This window comes from Providencia vermicola (assembly GCF_010748935.1).
Classification (GTDB): domain Bacteria; phylum Pseudomonadota; class Gammaproteobacteria; order Enterobacterales; family Enterobacteriaceae; genus Providencia; species Providencia zhejiangensis.
This window is the reverse complement of sequence record NZ_CP048796.1, coordinates 3,498,412-3,517,073: the sequence shown is the minus strand read 5'-3', so window position 1 is coordinate 3,517,073 and position 18,662 is coordinate 3,498,412. Positions and strand designations below refer to the sequence as shown.

At 42.4% G+C, this 18,662-nt stretch carries 14 protein-coding genes; 4 read left to right on the top strand and 10 right to left on the bottom strand.

Going from position 1 to position 18,662, the window contains the following annotated elements:
• The first annotated feature begins 35 nt into the window (after positions 1-35).
• Together G3341_RS15870 and ftsP are read left to right on the top strand one after the other, a co-directional pair.
• Positions 36-770, top strand: a complete 735-nt coding sequence (locus tag G3341_RS15870) for a 1-acylglycerol-3-phosphate O-acyltransferase (protein WP_154623787.1) — start codon at positions 36-38, stop codon at positions 768-770.
• A gap of 328 nt (positions 771-1,098) precedes the next feature.
• Complete coding sequence (gene ftsP / locus G3341_RS15865) at positions 1,099-2,511, top strand: cell division protein FtsP (RefSeq protein WP_154623786.1); 1,413 nt, start codon at positions 1,099-1,101, stop codon at positions 2,509-2,511.
• Positions 2,512-2,573: 62 nt separating this feature from the next.
• Here the strand turns inward: ftsP and G3341_RS15860 are convergent, their stop codons facing one another.
• The gene (locus G3341_RS15860; RefSeq protein ID WP_154623785.1) at positions 2,574-3,188 is read right to left on the bottom strand and encodes a LysE family translocator; all 615 of its coding nucleotides are present in this window, start codon (positions 3,186-3,188) and stop codon (positions 2,574-2,576) included.
• Between the two features lie 172 nt (positions 3,189-3,360).
• Here G3341_RS15860 and folA point away from each other — a divergent pair, with 172 nt between their 5' ends.
• Positions 3,361-3,864 (top strand): type 3 dihydrofolate reductase, encoded by a 504-nt coding sequence (gene folA, locus G3341_RS15855; protein WP_154623784.1) that lies wholly within the window; start codon positions 3,361-3,363, stop codon positions 3,862-3,864.
• A gap of 174 nt (positions 3,865-4,038) precedes the next feature.
• Here the strand turns inward: folA and apaH are convergent, their stop codons facing one another.
• The 6 genes from apaH to lptD all read right to left on the bottom strand — a co-directional run bounded on the left by apaH (position 4,039) and on the right by lptD (position 10,971).
• The gene (apaH, locus tag G3341_RS15850) at positions 4,039-4,866 is read right to left on the bottom strand and encodes a bis(5'-nucleosyl)-tetraphosphatase (symmetrical) ApaH (protein WP_154622519.1); all 828 of its coding nucleotides are present in this window, start codon (positions 4,864-4,866) and stop codon (positions 4,039-4,041) included.
• A gap of 2 nt (positions 4,867-4,868) precedes the next feature.
• Positions 4,869-5,246 (bottom strand): Co2+/Mg2+ efflux protein ApaG, encoded by a 378-nt coding sequence (apaG, locus tag G3341_RS15845; protein ID WP_154622518.1) that lies wholly within the window; start codon positions 5,244-5,246, stop codon positions 4,869-4,871.
• A 117-nt stretch (positions 5,247-5,363) separates the two neighbouring features.
• Positions 5,364-6,164, bottom strand: a complete 801-nt coding sequence (gene rsmA / locus G3341_RS15840) for a 16S rRNA (adenine(1518)-N(6)/adenine(1519)-N(6))-dimethyltransferase RsmA (protein WP_163862876.1) — start codon at positions 6,162-6,164, stop codon at positions 5,364-5,366.
• On the bottom strand, positions 6,161-7,156 hold the full coding sequence (gene pdxA / locus G3341_RS15835) for a 4-hydroxythreonine-4-phosphate dehydrogenase PdxA (RefSeq protein WP_154622516.1): 996 nt from the start codon (positions 7,154-7,156) through the stop codon (positions 6,161-6,163). Before pdxA ends, rsmA begins: the two co-directional genes overlap by 4 nt.
• On the bottom strand, positions 7,137-8,456 hold the full coding sequence (gene surA / locus G3341_RS15830; RefSeq protein ID WP_154622515.1) for a peptidylprolyl isomerase SurA: 1,320 nt from the start codon (positions 8,454-8,456) through the stop codon (positions 7,137-7,139). The genes pdxA and surA overlap by 20 nt, the downstream gene beginning before the upstream one ends.
• A 148-nt stretch (positions 8,457-8,604) precedes the next feature.
• Positions 8,605-10,971: an LPS assembly protein LptD gene (lptD, locus tag G3341_RS15825; RefSeq protein ID WP_167520935.1), complete on the bottom strand. Its 2,367-nt coding sequence runs from the start codon at positions 10,969-10,971 to the stop codon at positions 8,605-8,607.
• 181 nt (positions 10,972-11,152) lie between these two features.
• Here lptD and djlA point away from each other — a divergent pair, with 181 nt between their 5' ends.
• Positions 11,153-11,965, top strand: a complete 813-nt coding sequence (gene djlA / locus G3341_RS15820; protein WP_154622513.1) for a co-chaperone DjlA — start codon at positions 11,153-11,155, stop codon at positions 11,963-11,965.
• A 276-nt stretch (positions 11,966-12,241) separates the two neighbouring features.
• Here the strand turns inward: djlA and rluA are convergent, their stop codons facing one another.
• The 3 genes from rluA to G3341_RS15805 all read right to left on the bottom strand — a co-directional run bounded on the left by rluA (position 12,242) and on the right by G3341_RS15805 (position 18,622).
• The gene (rluA, locus tag G3341_RS15815; RefSeq protein WP_154622512.1) at positions 12,242-12,895 is read right to left on the bottom strand and encodes a bifunctional tRNA pseudouridine(32) synthase/23S rRNA pseudouridine(746) synthase RluA; all 654 of its coding nucleotides are present in this window, start codon (positions 12,893-12,895) and stop codon (positions 12,242-12,244) included.
• 88 nt (positions 12,896-12,983) lie between these two features.
• On the bottom strand, positions 12,984-15,890 hold the full coding sequence (gene rapA / locus G3341_RS15810) for an RNA polymerase-associated protein RapA (protein ID WP_163862875.1): 2,907 nt from the start codon (positions 15,888-15,890) through the stop codon (positions 12,984-12,986).
• Positions 15,891-16,270: 380 nt separating this feature from the next.
• Complete coding sequence (locus G3341_RS15805; protein ID WP_163862873.1) at positions 16,271-18,622, bottom strand: DNA polymerase II; 2,352 nt, start codon at positions 18,620-18,622, stop codon at positions 16,271-16,273.
• Positions 18,623-18,662 lie beyond the last annotated feature (40 nt).

Here is an 18,662-nt window from a genome sequence, read left to right as displayed (position 1 = left end):
TTACCGCCTTATTTTTGAACAGGACAGAGGTCACTATGTTAGCGCTTATTCGTACCATTATTGTGATTATCTATACAATATTGGTGTGTGTGTTTGGGGGGATTTATTGTTTATTTAGCCCTCGAAATCCAAAACATGTGATGACATTTGGTCATATGTTTGGGCGATTATCCGTCGTTTTTGGTATTAAAATTATTAACCGTGTACCTGAAAAAGCGAAAAAATATGGTCCGAGTATTTATATTGGTAACCATCAAAACAACTATGACATGGTCACCATGTCAAATGGTGTGGTACCAAGAACGGTTACCGTAGGCAAAAAAAGCTTAGTATTTATTCCTTTCTTTGGTTTTCTGTATTGGATCACGGGGAATATTTTGATTGACCGCGCTAATCGTTCGAAAGCGCATAACACGATTTCACAAGTAGCGGATCAAATTAAAAAACATCAAATCTCAGTGTGGATGTTCCCAGAAGGCACACGTAGTCGTGGGCGGGGTTTATTACCCTTTAAAACGGGGGCATTCCATGCCGCGATTGCTGCTGGTGTTCCTATCGTACCTGTATGTGTTTCTAGCACCCAAGGACGGATTAAATTAAACCGTTGGAATAATGGTCATGTGATTATTGAAATGTTAGAGCCAATAGACACAAAAAACTATTCAAGAGATCAAGTGAGAGAACTTGCTGAATACTGTCATACCTTGATGGAAGCCAAAATCAAACAGCTTGATAAAGAAGTCGAAGAAATAGAGAAGAATAATAAATAAGAAAACATTATATCTAATCATGCCCTTTTTTGTATTTTTAGTATCGTCAAAAAAGGGCTGCTTTAGCCAGTGATTACTTGATCCTGTTTACTCTCCTAAATGTATTTACTCTTGTCATTTTTGACTATTAAATTTTATTTATCGTCATAGATATTTTTAGAGTTTCATCTATTTTCGCGATATCATTATACCTATTTATATCGAGTTTAAAGTAATAGCCCTACTGTGGGCTATGCTAGCGCGAACCAAAAATTAATGCTTAATTGAGCGGGTATTACCAACTTCTAACAATAATTAGCGCTGCTATTTTTAGTTTAGTGGAGAATTTATGTCATTCAGTCGACGCCAACTTCTGCTCATGGCTGGGTTGGTTTTATGTTTGGTCAATGTGCCAAATAGTGCTTTTGCAAGCGGTAATGGGAAAACACCGCTTCCTGTTCCTCCATTGTTAGAGTCTAGATCGGGGCAACCACTGTTTTTGACATTACAAAAGATACATTGGTCTTTTGATGGCAAATATTCGGCCGATGTATGGGGGGTAAACGGCACTTACCCTGGGCCGACGGTGAAAGTTAAAAATGGCGATGATATTAAGCTTATTTACAGTAATCGATTACCTGATCCTGTCTCAATGACGATCAGTGGTCTACAAGTGCCCGGCACGCAAATGGGAGGCGCAGCGAGATTAATTTCTTCAGGTGCTGATTGGTCTCCTGTCATTCCTATTCGGCAGCCAGCAGCCACACTTTGGTATCATGCCAACACTGAAGGCAAAATGGGGCCTCAAATTTATAATGGCCTGCTGGGAATGTGGATAATTGAAGATGATGCGACAAAAAATCTGAGAATACCAAAACATTATGGTGTAGATGATTTTCCGATTATTATTCAAGACAAACGATTAGATAACTTTGGGGTTCCAGAGTATCAGGCGAATGAAGATGGGTTCTTAGGGGATACATTATTAGTCAATGGTGTTCAAGATCCGTATGTTGAGGTTTCTCGTGGTTGGATCCGTTTGCGCTTACTGAATGCTTCAAACTCCAGACGCTATGTTATGAAGATCAGCGATGGGCGCCCTTTCGTGATGGTTGCCTCTGACCAAGGATTATTGACGGCACCTGTTAGTATTCCAGAGCTTTCTTTGGCTCCGGGTGAGCGTCGAGAAGTGTTAATTGATATGGCCAAAACAGAAGAGCTGACGATCACGGCTGGTGAGTCAGCGACTTTTATGGATAGAGTGAAAAGCTTATTTGAGCCGTCGACCACACTCATCTCTACGAATGTATTAACTATTAAAGCGACAGGGTTAATGTCATTAGTGACCGATGATGTGCCTACTCAATTAGTTGAAGACAAGACGCAAATTACCTCATCTATTCGCAATCGTGATATCCATCTTAATGAGCCTTATGGAATAAATAATGCGACAAAAGATACGCGTCGTATCGATTTATCCAGTCAACAGGGCGGATGGGAGCGTTGGGCGGTGACGAGTAATGTCCCTCAGTCTTTCCATATTGAAGGTGTACGCTTTAAAGTCATTAACCATAATGGGAAACCAACTCCCCCAGAGGATTTTGGCTGGAAAGATACGGTGTGGGTTGATGGTAAAGTCGAGTTGTTAGTCCAGATGATGCAACCTTCGTATGAGCACTTTCCATTTTTATTCTACAGTAATAACTTAGAAAAGGCGGATTTAGGCTCAGTGGGGCAATTGGTTGTCGCACCTGAAAATTAAACATTCTTGCGTGAACGAGCAGGCTAGCGATATGAATTAGCCTGCTTTTTTTATTCTCAAAATTAGCTCAGTGCGACACGTATTCCAAAAGCAATTAATACCGCACCTAGCACTTTATCAACATACTTTTGTACTTTGGCTAGGCCTTTTCTGACCGGTGCGCTTTGAATTAAACAAACCAGCAGAGGCCAATAAATTGCAGCCAATCCCCAAATAATAAAGGCGAACCATAATTTTTCACCAAAAGTGGAGTCAACACTTAAAACTTGCGTGAAAACAGCAAGAAAAAACAGGGTTGCCTTTGGATTGAGGACATTACAGAGAAACCCTTGCATAAAGGCTTTCTTGAAGGTAACAACCTCATGTTGCGTGTTGTTGAGATCTATCTTTTGCCCTGAATTTGGCATTAAGCTTTTGATACCGATCCAAATTAAATAAGCGGCGCCAGCATATTTCAATACATTAAATAGCCAAGGGGTTGTCGTAATCAAAACGGCAAGTCCAGCGACACAATAGGTCATATGGAGCGCAACTGCACTAATCACCCCCATTGCGGTCATTAAGGCTGCTGAGCGTTGATAACGCGCTGCATTTTTAAGAATAAGGAAGAAGTCAGGTCCAGGGGAAAGCATACCTAATGTAGCGATGGTGGCGATTAATATGGAGGTTTCGTACATTCGTTTTCTCTATAAGCTAAATTTGTTTTTTAATGTTATTTTTAGTCGGTCGGATCACTATTTGAGTATAAATTAATAACCACTTTTTAAGGAAGATTAAATTTAGTCGACGAAGCATTTCTGTTTACGTATAGTGGGCACAAAATTGTATATTAGCCTCTAAGGTGACTAAATGAATATTAGTTTAATCGCAGCTATGGCGATTGACCAAGTTATCGGTATGGAAAAAACGATGCCTTGGCATTTACCTGGCGACCTTGCTTGGTTTAAACGTAATACTTTAAATAAACCAGTGATAATGGGAAGAGTAACATATGAATCAATTGGCCGTCCGCTTCCTCAGCGAGTCAATATCGTCTTAAGCAGCAAGGTAGGCGCTGATGATAGTGTCATCTGGGTTTCTTCTGTCGAAGAGGCATTAGCTGCCGCTAAGCAAGCTGGCTCGGGTTCAGATGATGATGAAATTATTGTCATTGGAGGCGGTAAAGTCTACCAGCAGTTCTTACCCCTTGCGAGTAAACTGTATTTAACTCATGTCGATGCAGAAGTGATTGGTGACACACACTTCCCTATTTATGAACCAGATGAGTGGGATTCTATTTTTACCGAGTATCATGAAGCCGATGAAAATAACTCCCATGGTTATTGTTTTGAAATATTAACCAAAAGAATTTAATGTTGTTCTCAGTTTAAAAACGGAGCGTATTGCTCCGTTTTTTATTATCGGTATGAATGTTGTCTTTTTTAATTAATATATTTAATTAAAAAAATTACCCGTCATTTTACGATATGTAAAATAACTGTTATTTAATTAACTTTATTTAAGTATGAAATAAAGTTAATTAAACGATTAATCTTTATGGCGCTTTTGCAATGATTTTTGATGGTAATATTGTTTAGTTTCCCAATGGAACAACGTTAACTCTCCACCCCAGCAACAGCCAGTATCTAAACCATAAATATTTTCAGGGGTATGTTTACCTTCCAAGGATGCCCAATGACCAAAAAAGACAGAATAGCCTTCAGGTAATTTACTCGGTAGGGCAAACCAAGGTTTCAGTGGTGACGGGGCTTTAGCTGGGCTTTCCTTACAAATCATATCGAGTTGCCCATGAGGGAAGCAGTAGCGCATACGAGTTAATACGTTGGTGCTAAAACGTAGGCGTGGGAGCCCCATTAAGTTTTCAGACCAATTATTCGGCATATCGCCATACATAGCGTCAATAAAGAGTGGGTAAGCATCACTGGATAAAACGGACTCGACTTCTCGCGCGCACATACGAGCCGTCGGCAGATCCCATTGTGGTGTGATACCAGCATGGGCCATGATAATTTTTTTCTCTTCATCAACTTGTAATAAGGGTTGGCGACGCAACCAATTAATTAACTCGTCAGCGTCAGGCGCATGGAGTAACTCATCAAGATGATCTTTGGGTTTATTACGGCTTATTTTGCAATAAATACCAAGAAGATGTAGGTCATGGTTGCCGAGTACTAAGCGTACCGATGAACCAAGGCTTTTAACATAGCGAAGGACTTGCAATGACTCAGGGCCTCTAGCAACGAGATCCCCTGTAAGCCACAGCGTATCTTTTTGTGGCTCAAAATTGACTTGTTCTAGCAATGCACGTAATTCGCGATAACAGCCGTGTACATCACCAATAAGATATGTTGACATAATTAATTAATCAAAGTTGGTAGCGCAAGGCGAAATGCAGGGATATCAACGTGAAAATGTTCCCCACGATGGTTTAACATGACGTAATATCCTTCCATCGTTCCCATTGGTGTTTCCAGTATAGCTCCGCTTGTATAGCGATACACAGTACCCGGTTGAATGATAGGTTGTTCACCTACAACACCTTCGCCTTGGACTTCAGTTTTATGACCATCACTGTTAGTAATGAGCCAGTAACGGCTCATTAATTGTAGAGCCTCTCGGCCTAAGTTACGGATCGATATAGTATAAGCGAATACATATCGCCCCATTTCAGGCTGAGACTGACTGACGATATAGACACTCTGTACTTGAATGCTAACATTCGGTTCGTTAAGCATAGTGCCTCCTTTTCAATCCTTTATACTCGTTATCTTTCAAGTAGTAGTATTGTTGTTGACTACTTTCACTGACTTTTGTTGGCCAGTGTTATCTCAAATTATACAGAGTACATTTGGCTAATTTGCTAGATAGTTTGCCATTTTGCAATAAGCCTCAACGGAAATATTCTCAGCGCGAGTACCAAGATCAATACCGAGTTCAGTGAGCTGTTCAACACTGAGTAAGTCCCCCAAACTATTGCGGATGGTCTTACGGCGCTGGTTGAACGCTTGCGTAGTAATACGGCTAAGCATTTTGATATCTTTCAGTAAATAAGGGTTTTCTCGATGAGGGATAAGCCTAACCACTGCTGAGTCAACTTTAGGGGGTGGTGCAAATGCAGTTGGTGGGACTTCTAGCACAGGAACAACTTGGCAATAATATTGTGCCATCACACTCAAACGACCATAGGCTTTACTTCCAGGACCTGCGACAAGTCGATTAACCACTTCTTTTTGCAGCATAAAATTCATATCTGCAATAGAGTTAGTAAATGTGAATAGATGGAACATTAACGGTGTTGAAATATTATAAGGTAGGTTGCCAAATACACGTAAAGGCTGCCCAGCTTGTTTTGCTAATTCACCAAAATCCACCGTCATGGCATCTTGCTGGATAATTGTCAGCTTATCTTTTAATTGTGGGTGCACTTGCAAGCGTGCCGCGAGATCGCGGTCTAGCTCAACAACGGTCATTTTATCAATTCGGCTACCGACTGGCTCAGTAAGCGCACCAAGACCTGGGCCAATCTCAACGATAGCTTGTCCCGGTTGCGGATGCATTGCATCCACAATACTGTCGATAATAAATTGGTCAGTTAAAAAGTTCTGCCCGAAACGTTTGCGGGCAAGATGCCCTTGGTGGACTCTATTATTCATGAATTCTTATATGTCATTTGGATAGCTAACTTTAATGCGGTGATAAAACTGCCCGCATCAGCACGACCCGTACCTGCTAACTCTAGCGCTGTGCCATGATCAACGGAGGTACGAATGAAAGGCAGACCAAGCGTAATGTTCACGGCTCTACCAAAACCTTGGTATTTTAACACAGGAAGGCCTTGATCGTGATACATTGCGAGTACAGCATCTGCATCTTCTAAATATTTAGGTTGAAATAAAGTATCGGCAGGAAGCGGCCCGATCAGATTGATCCCTTCAGCACGAAGTGTCTCTAGTGCCGGAATAATGGTGTCGATCTCTTCCATGCCCATATGGCCATTTTCGCCCGCATGTGGATTTAGACCACACACATAGATATTTGGTGCTTCTACACCAAATTTTGTACGTAAATCATGATCTAAAATCGTGATCACTTCACGTAAGCTTTGTTGACTAATGGCAGCGGAAACCTCTTTCAAGGGCAGATGAGTTGTCGCAAGAGCGACTCGTAACTCTTCTGTTGCTAACATCATCACGACACGTTGGCAATGACTTCTGTCTGCAAAAAATTCGGTGTGCCCGCTAAATGCAATACCTGCATCATTAATGATCCCTTTGTGTACAGGCCCGGTCACAATAGCAGAGAACTCACCACTTAAACAGCCATCACACGCTCTTGCGAGTGTTTCTGTGACATACTCACCATTGGCAACATTCAAAACACCGGCTTGTGTGGGAGCTTTTAAATGCACTGGAATAATCGATAAACTACCGGGCACTTGCGTGTCATGTTCATCGTGTGGGTTATAGATTTTTAATGTGAGTGGGAGGTTAAGCTGTTTCGCACGAGTGAGAAGTAATTCAGGATCCGCACAGGCAATAAGCTCGACGGGCCAAAACTCTTGAGCGAGCTGGATGAGTAAGTCCGGACCTACCCCGGCGGGTTCGCCGGGGGTTATAACAATGGGTTTATTGAGATTTTTCGTCATTAGATTGGTTATCACGTCCATCGATGACATTAACGTATGCCGCTGCACGTTGTTCTTGCATCCAACTTTGCGCTTCTTCGTTAAATTTACGGTTAAACAGCAAACGATAAGCCTGATCTTTTTGTGCCGCATCTGTCTTATCAACATTACGGGTATCTTCTAACTGAATCAGATGCCAGCCAAAGTTTGAACGAACAGGTTGGCTGATCTCGCCTTTATTCAGTTTCATGAGAGCATCACGAAAAGCAGGGTCATAAACATCAGGCATGTTCCAGCCTAATTCACCCCCTTTTAAGGCGCTACCTGGATCTTCAGACACTTCTTTTGCTGCATCTTCAAACGTTGTTTTGCCGTTACGGATATCTTGTGAAATCTGAACTAGCTTTTGTCTCGCTTGGTTATCATCCATAATTGGCGATGATTTAATCAAGATGTGACGAGCCTTAACTTCGGTAACGGAAATCGTTTTATTCGCGCTATTAATATCGTTTACCTGCAAAATGTGGTAACCGACACCTGAACGGATTGGGCCGACAATATCGCCTTTTTTCGCACTTTTCAGTTGTTCTGCAAAGACAACCGGCAGTTCTTGTAGACGAGACCACCCCATATTGCCGCCTTTCAGCGCTTGAGGGTCCGCAGAGTAGGCAATGGCTAATTTACCGAAATTCGTCCCCTTTTTCAGTTCACCCATGATTTTGGTTACAATAGCGTCTGCTTTTTGTAATTGCTCTTGGGTTGGGTTTTCAGGGAGAGGGATCAGGATGTGACTTAAATTCACATTCGCTTCGTAGTCAGCTTGGTTGCTGATCTGCTTAGCCAGCGAATCCACTTCTTGCGGCAAAATAGTCACACGGCGACGAACTTCATTATTACGAACCTCGGCGATCAACATCTCTTTGCGGATCTCGCTACGGTATTTGGCCATATCGATGCCATCTGCTTTTAGGCGGGCTTGCATTTGTTCGAAAGTTAAGCCGTTTTGACGTGCAATATCCGCAATCGTGGCATTCACGGCATCTTCAGGGATATTAATCTGCATCTGATTGGCCATTTGCAGCATGATGTTATCAGTAATCAAACGATCAAGGATTTGATGGCGAAGCGTTTGATCATCAGGAACTTGTTGGCCTGCATTGCGTGCGTTTAATTTTACGGTGTTCAACATGTTCTGGACGTCACTTTCCAGTACAACCCCGTTATTGACAACAGCAGCAACTTTATCCATTTGCTGTGGTGCAGCCAATACTGTGGAGCTTGTAAACATCAGTCCCAGAATAAGCGTTTTCCAATTCTTCATAATGGTCCTATTCATTGATTTAGGTTCCGCCCAAGGCAGGTTAATCGTTTGATTCGTGCTGCTTTTACGTTCTCGTTTGCGAGCTGAAAAGGGTATAGCTCGAAGTATTTGAAGTTAGTTAGCAGCACATGTAAGTATATAATTATTATCAGAATGCACGCTGATAAGGCATGATACCTCTATTCAGCATTTCCTGACTACCTAAACTATGATTGTTATTTAGGCCTCTAAGTTCCACATTGAATGACCATTTATTATCATATTCGCTGCTAAACTTATCTTCTTGCCAACCAACAATCTTACGTTCATAGCCTACGTTAAACGCCCAACAACAGGTGTTGTATTGTAAACCAACCAATTGGCTGGCGGACTGTTGTTGTTTCGTATCATAGTAGTAAGAGCCAACAAAGCCCCAACGTTCACTCAGTGGCCAACTTAATACGGCACCAACCTGTGAGATACCTTTTTGGTATTCAGGGAGGGTGTAAGTATAGCCGCCTGATTCATCACGACGGAATGTTGCTTGAATATAGTCACGGTCAACAAAGCGGTAGTTTAACTGTAACAAACGATCCGCATCAATGCGATACTCGGTAATCGCATTTCCCATCGTGACGTTGCCTAAACGGCGGTCATATTGAAGCCCACCGCGGACACCCCACTTATCATTAATACGCCAGTATGAATCTGTCGCCCATAATAAGGAACCGGTATTACTCTTATCGTCGATCTGTAGGCTTGAGTTACCTGCGCGAGGACGTTCAAAGTAGTAAATTTGTCCAACAGAAAAATTAAAACGCTCTGTTAGGGTTTCATCATAAATACGCGTCGTCACACCAGTGGTAAATTGGTTTGCCGAAGCAATGCGGTCAAGACCACTATAAATACGGTCACGGAATAAACCGTTATAGTCGGATTGAAGCAGTGCGGAGTCATAGTTATTAATATTGTCCTGATCTTTATATGGAATATACAGATACTGAACACGCGGCTCTAACGTTTGGACAAAATCACTGCCTTCAAGCAGGTTACGCTCGAAAACAACTTTTGCATCGCTTTTAAACATCGGCAACACACGGGTGACATTTTTTTCTAAACTCTCATTTTTATTCGATTTAGGGATGTCTTGATCATAATGTGTTGCTAACAGTTTGAAGCTGTTATTCATATTTGCCCAACCGTTTGATAGCGGTAGGCTGAGTTCTGGTTCGATATGCAGACGAGTTGCATCTGGGTTGTTTTTACCTACACTCGTGAAACGCGCGGCTTGCGCATAGGTGTGTAAATCAAAAGCACCTAAATTATTCTTGTAGTAGTTAAAATCCAGTTGAGGCTCGGCTTTGTATGCGCGTCGATTTGGATCTTCCACAAAAATTTGGAACTGTTTATGAGTTAAAGTGGCATTCCAATTTTCAGCGGAATAACCCGTACTGAATTTTTGGGTCGCATAGCCGTCAGTAGTACTACCATACTGAGAACTAAAGTCTGTAAAATATTGACGATCGCTCACTTTGGTATAATCGGCATTGAAGTTCCAATGCTGGTTATACGTCCCTGAATGGCGCCAATAGAATAACCAGCGGTCATTACTGTCACGTGCATCCCGTTTATTACGCTCTTTGTCTTTGATATAAGCACGGTCGTGATTAATAAAATCAAAGGCGATTGTTCCCGTACCTGGCGTAATCAAATAACGGAATTCATTATTTAATTTTACACCTCGATGGGTCATAAATTGCGGCGTAATCGTGGCATCGTAGTTTGGTGCAATATTCCAATAATATGGCAGTGAAAATTCCAGCCCATCATTATTGGAGTAACTGCCTGTTGGAATTAAGAAGCCTGAACGACGTTTATTACCAATCGGTAATTGCATGTACGGGCTATAAAATACCGGCACATCGCCAAGGCGAAAACGGGCATGCCAAATTTCAGCGACTTCTTCTTCACGGTCAATGATGACTTCTGAGCCAGCGACACTCCAGCTATTATTGCCGGGTAGGCAGGTGGTGAATGTGCCGTTTTCCATGATGGAATAACGGTTTTCACCACGCATTTTCATTTTTTTCGCTTCACCGCGTCCTTGGCGGCCAACCATCATGTAGTTGCCATCATCGACATCGGTATTCTTATTATTCAAATTAGACCATGCGCTTGGGCCTTTTAGAATAATCTGTGGGTCGTCATAGTGAACGTTACCTGTTGCGGTGACTTCACGGATCGGATCAGCACTATCTGGGTTTGTTTGTGTCAATCTTACGGTATCAGCGGTTAACGTTTGGTTACCCTGTTGAATATCAACATCACCTTTGTATTCGACAAAGTTAGGGTATTCACCCTGAACGTCTTCAGCAGTGATACGTATCGGTAAATCTTTAGGATCGCCCTTAACCAGCGGTTTGTCATAAACAGGGACGCCCAGCATACATTGTGCTGCAAGGTCAGCATGCGCTTGCTGACTGTAAATTGCCGCCCATACCATGGTGGCAAGTAGTGTTGGATAGCTTTTTTTCATCATTAAATATGCGGTTCCGTCGTAATTGGCATAGCCGGCAAACGCTCAAAGACTAACTTAGCCAACTACATTGCGCCAGTATAATGTAAAAAACTTTACGCGCTTGTAGTTATGCACCGAGCAGAATGGATAGTATGATAATGCAAAATTGCATTCTGAGCATTGAAGAATTGAGGGATATATGCACTATTGGGGCAAAATTATAGGTGTTGTACTCGCAATAGTCTCGGGTTTAGGCTTCTGGGGCGCACTTGTAGGGTTAATTTTAGGTCATGGTTTTGATAAAGCATCAGCGCAACGTAAATTTTCTGGTGCGATGAATAAGCGCGATCGCCAGATCATATTCTTCGCCAGTACCTTCCAAATTCTCGGGCATTTAACAAAAGCAAAAGGCCGTGTAACCGAGACAGACATTCAATTAGCATCAAACTTGATGGACAGAATGCAGATACATGGCGAAACACGTAAGGCGGCTCAACAAGCATTTAGAGAAGGTAAATCACCTGATTTTCCATTGCGTGATGTCCTTAAACAATTACGTATGGCTTGCTATGGTCGCTTTGACTTAATTCAGATGTTTCTGGAAATTCAACTACAGGCGGCATTTGCCGATGGCAACCTGCACCCAAATGAAAGAAAAGTCCTGTTTATTATCGCTGAAGAACTGGGGATCTCGAAAACACAATTTGAGCAATTCTTAGACATGATCCAAGGAGGGCGGCAATTTGGACATGGCTACTCGCATCAATCAGGTGGTCATTATCAGCCTTCTAATGGGCCAACAATTGAAGATGCATGCAAAGTGCTTGGCGTCTCCATTAATGATGACCCCACAACCATTAAACGCGCATACCGTAAATTAATGAGTGAGCACCATCCAGATAAACTGATAGCAAAAGGTTTGCCTCCAGAGATGATGGAAATCGCGAAACAGAAAACGCAGTCAATACAGGCTGCCTATGATTTGATTAAGAGAGAGCGGAATTTCAAATAATCTCTTTTCCCGTCATATTTCGTTCTATAGCATTGTTATTTTCATTGGCGAGTCCTTAGTCACATACTGATATATGCTGCTAGGGAGTCGCATCACAGGATGCTTAGCTTTAGCACGAACTATTGAGGAAAATGCCTATCCGATATTGAGTATTTATGAAGTATCGCGTTAAAGGCACATGTTATATCAAAAACAGAACAATACTTTTTAAACCATCATAACGTGGTGCTATTGGCATTACGTATGATGGTTTTTTATTCATATGATTAAATAAACCTAAAAATCGGGTTGGCAGCTAAAATGCATAGGAGTGCCGTAGGCTGGGTGAGTAATATAAAGCGCTTGCGCATGTAATTGTAAACGTGGAGCCAGTGCACGTGCTTGTTCATGAGCATAGAACCGATCACCGAGGATAGGGTGGCCTAGCGCTAACATGTGAACGCGCAATTGATGTGAACGGCCGGTGATAGGGGAAAGTTTTACACGAGTTGCCTGCTCTTCATATTCCAAAACTTGGTATTCAGTTTGTGCCGATTTCCCAGTCTCAAAACACACTTTTTGTTTTGGGCGATTTGGCCAGTCGCAAATTAGAGGCAAATCAATGAATCCTTCTTGCTTCTCCAGATGGCCCCAAACACGCGCAATATACTGTTTTTTCGGTTCACGTTCGCGAAATTGGCGTTTAAGTTCCCGTTCTGCTGGCTTGTTCAGAGCAACAGCCATGACACCACTGGTCGCCATATCTAAACGATGAACAGATTCTGCATTCGGGTGATCTCGAAGGATACGACTCATAATACTATCATGATGTTCAGGGGCTTTACCGGGAACAGACAGTAACCCACTTGGCTTATTTACGACAATGATATGTTCATCTTGATACAGAACATATAGCCAAGGCTCGATAGGGGGATGGTAGGGTTCCATCATAAAAAATAAAGCTCCTGAGTCTTATAAAAATGATTTCTCCCTCATTTGAGGGAGAAATCATTGACGATTTAACATTAAAAGGATGTGATTATTGATGAGTCACAACAACTAATCGAATCGCATCAAGACGCCATGTCGCTTGTCCGATATTATCGATCAATTGTTTACGTTCCTCTTCAATGACAGACAACTCTTCATCACGAATATTCGGGTTAACTGCTTTCAGCGCTTCAAGTCGTGCCAGTTCCAGTGATAGAGCCTTATCTGCGGCTTCTTTTGCATTAGCAATCAGCACTTCAGCTTCTTTTTCTACCATAGGCTCCGACAATTTTAGTACCGAATGCACTTCATTTTGAACCGCATTAACCAATTTGCTTGCCATATGGCGATTGATCGCATTGAGTTGGCGGTTAAAACTTTCAAACTCAACTTGTGATGAAAGGTTATTCCCTTTGAGATCAATTAATAAACGAATCGGCGTTGCTGGTAAGAAACGGCTAATTTGCAGGTTTTTCGGTGCTTGCGCTTCGAGAACATAAATTAATTCCGTTAGCAATGTACCGACAGGTAGCGCTTTGTTTTTCAATAAAGAAACGGCACAGCTACCCGTGTCACCAGATAAAACTAAATCTAACCCATTGCGAATAATTGGGTGTTCCCAGCTAATAAATTGAGTGTCTTCACGAGACAGCGCTTGCTCACGATCAAAGGTGATGGTGCAGCCATCTTGTGGTAAGCCAGGAAAATCCGGTACTAACATATGATCTGAAGGGGTTAAGATCAGTAAGTTATCACTCTTGTCTTCTTGATTAATACCTACAATATCAAACAGATTGAGTGCAAAATTGACCAATTCAGTATCATTGTCTTCAGCACCGATGGTTTCAGCTAATTTAATACCTGATTCCCCCCCATTAGAGTGCATTTCGAGCAAACGGTCACGGCCTTGTTCTAGCTGTGATTTTAATGCTTCATGCTCTTCACGGCAGGTTTTTAAAAACTCATCAAAGCCGTCTGTGACTGTTGGCTCAGCCATGTATTGCAACAGTTGTTGATAGTATTTATCGTAGATGGTGCGGCCTGTAGGACAAGTGTGCTCAAAAGCATCTAAGCCCTCATGATACCAACGTAATAGCACGGCTTGTGCGGTGTTTTCTAAATAAGGCACGCTTAAGATAATATCGCGAGTTTGACCAATACGATCTAATCGACCAATACGCTGTTCTAAAAGATCAGGGTTAAATGGTAAGTCAAACATCACCAATTGGTTCGCAAATTGGAAGTTACGGCCTTCAGAACCAATTTCAGAACAAAGTAGCACTTGTGCGCCATCTTCTTGAGAAGCAAAGTAAGCCGCGGCACGGTCACGTTCAAGCAATGACAAGCCTTCATGGAATACCGCGGCTCGGATCCCTTCACGTTCACGTAAAACCTGTTCTAATTGTAGCGCTGTTGCAGCTTTCGCGCAGATAACCAGCACTTTTTCATTGCGGTTTGCCATTAAGTAGCCGAGCAGCCACTCAACCCGAGGATCGAAGTTCCACCACGTTGCGTTTTCACCTTCAAATTCTTGGTAAATTTGCTCAGGGTATAACATCTCTTTAGCGCGGGTTTCGAGATCTTTTTTCGTCCCCATAATACCTGCAACTTTAATGGCTGTTTGGTATTGGGTAGGCAGTGGCATTTTTAATGAGTGCAACTCACGGTGTGGGAAGCCTTTAACGCCATTACGTGTATTTCTAAATAATAGGCGGCTGGTACCGTGTCGATCCATTAGCATGCTGATTAACTCTTGACGGGCGGCGGTGCCGTCTGCACTGTCAATATTCGCTGCTTTCAATAATGGCTCGATATCTTGTTCTTTGATTAACTCATTGAGAAGATTTTGTTGATCATGCGTGAGCGTTTCACCTGATAACAATAATGAGACAGCGTCGGCGACAGGGCGATAGTTAGCCTGCTCATCGATAAATTCTTGATAGTCATGGAAGCGATTTGGATCAAGCAAACGAAGGCGCGCAAAATGGCTTTCTTGGCCTAATTGTTCCGGCGTTGCCGTCAGTAGCAACACAGATGGAATATGTTCAGCTAAGCTTTCAATGACCTGATATTCACGACTTGGTGCAGCCTCACTCCACTGTAAGTGGTGAGCTTCATCCACAATCATCATATCCCAGCCAGCCTCGACAAGTAGGTCGAAACGTTGCTTGTTACGACGAACAAAGTCTAATGAGCACAGAACCAGTTGTTCTGTTTCAAATGGATTATCGCTGTCATGTTGCGCTTCACTATAACGACTATCATCAAACAGAGAAAAGCGTAGGTTGAAACGACGCAACATTTCAACCAGCCACTGATGTTGTAAGCTCTCAGGTACAATAATCAGAACACGTTCTGCTCGGCCTGCCATCAACTGTTGATGGATAATCATACCGGCTTCAATTGTTTTACCTAAACCGACCTCATCTGCAAGTAATACGCGCGGATGGTGACGTTTACCGACTTCATTGGCAATATGCAATTGGTGAGGTATTAAACTGGCACGAATGCCTCGTAGACCTGTTGCTTGGTGTTTCACTTGCTCACTTTGAAACTTGCGGGCACGATAACGTAAGGCAAAGCGATCCATGCGGTCAATTTGACCTGCAAATAGACGGTCTTGTGGTTTATTAAATGTTAATTTACTGTCGAGAAAAACTTCTCTCAGGGTAACATCTTGTTCATCTGTATCAAGGCGAGTACCACTGTAAATAAGTAGGCCGTTATCCTCTTTGACACTTTCGACCTTGAGCTGCCAGCCTTCATGACTGGTAATGGTATCACCTTCATTGAACATCACTCGGGTAATAGGTGCATCATGACGTGAGTAGAGACGATTCTCACCACTGGCGGGAAAAAGTAAAGTCACCATACGGGCATCAATAGCCACAACGGCGCCTAATCCGAGCTCGCTTTCTGTATCGCTGATCCAGCGCTGACCAAGAGTAAATGGCATAGGTTTAACTCAATTCCATAATTTTGATAGTTTGTTTTTAGATTTTTTCAGGCTAATTATATATTTGCCGTCACTTTGTGTTGGTAAAACAAGGGCAATATGAATATTAATTGTAGTCGTTGCCCGAAGGACAATTATTGCTAATTGTCTCGCAAATTTTTGTGTAGTAACGAAGTGCGAGATACCAAAGGGGCGTTATATTAATTCAAGCAAGGCTTATCGTCACCTGTTAAAAAAACAACAACGTATTATAAAATACTATTTTTTTTATTGTTGCTTAATATTGTGTTTTCTCTTTGCATTTACAAGAGAGGCTCCCACTTTAAAACGGGATGGATAGCCCATTATTTTAGCAAAAAATTGCACAAAAATTAATCCTTTTAAAACAGTAAATTTATCTGGCCTGTCAAAATGGTATCAAAATCGTCTTGTAAAAAAGGCAAAATAGCATCGGCGATAGGTTTTATCTGTTTCAGAACATAGTGCTCATAGTCAGGTTTAGCCGTAATAATCTCAAGGGGTTCAGGACCTGCAAGCGTGATGATATAGCTTATCCAACCGCCATTTTGATATTGTTGGGGACGCTGTTGTGCCAAGTTATACTCATCTGCCTTGCGGGCGGCTTTGACATGTGGTGGTACATTACGTTGATAGTCAGATAGTTTGCGGCGTAACCGTTTACGGTAAATGAGACGTTTATCATAGTCGCCATGACGAATAGACTGTACATATTCGCGGATAAACTCACGATAGGGCTGACGATGAAAGATACGTGTATAGAGCTCTTTTTGAAAATATTGCGCTAAAGGTGTCCAATCGGAACGGATTGTCTCTAATCCGCGAAACACCATGTTATCGCCACTGAGTCCAGCATATCGCTTTTTACTGCCAGAGTCTGACCCTCGGATAGTTGGCATTAAAAAACGTCGATAATGCGTTTCGAATTCAAGTTCAAGAACCCCATTCAATTGCCATTCATCACGTAAATGTTCCTTCCACCAATTATTCACGTAATCACGGAGTTCAAAGCCAATTTGTTGTGCTTGCTCTTGTGTATGCGACTTTTTTAGCCACACAAAGGTTGAGTCAGTATCGCCATAAATGACTTGGTAGCCTTTTTCCTCAATTAACTGTTTAGTGATTTTCATGATTTCATGGCCACGCATCGTAATGGATGCGGTAAGGCGAGGATCAAAAAAGCGACATCCTTCAGCGCCTAACACCCCCGCAAAGGCATTCATAATGATTTTTAACGCTTGCGATAATGGCGCATTATTTTGTTGTTTCGCTTTATCTCGTCCTTGCCATATATGGCTAACAATATCAGGTAAGCAGTGAACGGTACGTGAAAACCATGCATCACGAAAACCGCTGACAGACGCGTGTTGATTCGGGGAGGCAAGTCCTTCAACCATGCCAGCGGGGTCGATTAAAAAGGTGCGAATAATGGATGGGTACAAGCTTTTATAATCAAGAACTAAAACTGAGTCATATAAACCAGGCTGTGAATCCATCACAAAACCACCGGGATTATGCTGTAATTTTTGTTCGGTAAGATTTGGTGCGACAAACCCTAGTCGATGCAGGCGCGGGATATATAAATGTGAAAATGCAGCGACAGAGCCACCCATTCGATCAACGGCAAGTCCTGTGACGGTGGAACGCTCTTGCAAGAAAGCCATTAAATCTGTTTTCTCAAAAATGCGATGGACTAAAATACAGTCTTGAATGTTATAGTGTGCAAGCGCTGGTTTATCATGATGAAACCGCCGATTGATTTCATCCATGCGGTCATAAGGACTATCGATTGCTTTTCCTTCCCCCAGCAATTCTTGTGCAACAAATTCTAAACTGAATGAAGCGAAATTCCACGTGGCAGCTTTGAGAGCATCAATCCCATCGATAATTAGCCTCCCTTCAGCAGAGGCAAAAAATACACCTTGTTTAAAGCCATGTTCACGCCATTCTAACTTTTTTCCTTGGCGCCCAAGCAACAGTGGGACGCCGTAGCGCTCGGCATGTTTGTGTAATATGTTTAAATCAAATTGAATGAGATTCCAGCCGATAATGGCGTCAGGATCAGACTGTTGTAGCCATTGATTGAGCTTTTCCAGTAATTGAGGGCGACTATTCACATAGACTAGCCGGTGCTCTTGAGTGAGTGCAGCTCCTTGCTCAGGCCCTAGCATAAACACGACATTATCACCGCAGCCTGAAAGCCCAATGGAGTATAGCTCGCCATGTTGACTGGTTTCGATATCTAGAGAAACAGCTTTAATTGAGGGGCGATAACTTTCACAAGGTTTAAGGTGATATTCACCATATTGATTTTGTGAAAACCAGACTGGCGCAGTGATAAAACGTTCCATGAGATAGCGCTCGCAAGGGCGAATATCCGCTTCTAGCAGTTTTACGCCCAACTCTTGGCAATGCTTATCGAGATTTTGTAACTGGCGGTATTGATGGCAATAGATTGCGCACACTTTTTCACGATGAAAATCGCGCAGTTCGACGGGGCGATATGTCAAATTAGCTTGCTTGTCTAACCAAGGTTGTATTGTGGGGAGCGATGAAATAGGAATAAATGCGATGGCTTGTTGGATAGGTACAGTGACCTTGCGAGCGCCATGATCAGTCAGCAGCCAATAGCTGACTTCAACCCCTTGGCGGGTATCTTTCCAATGACGGCTGAGAATAAAGCCTTTTTCAGCAGGAGACATAAATTGAGGCATAGAGAGGCTCGCGTCAACAATTAACGAACCTACTATACGA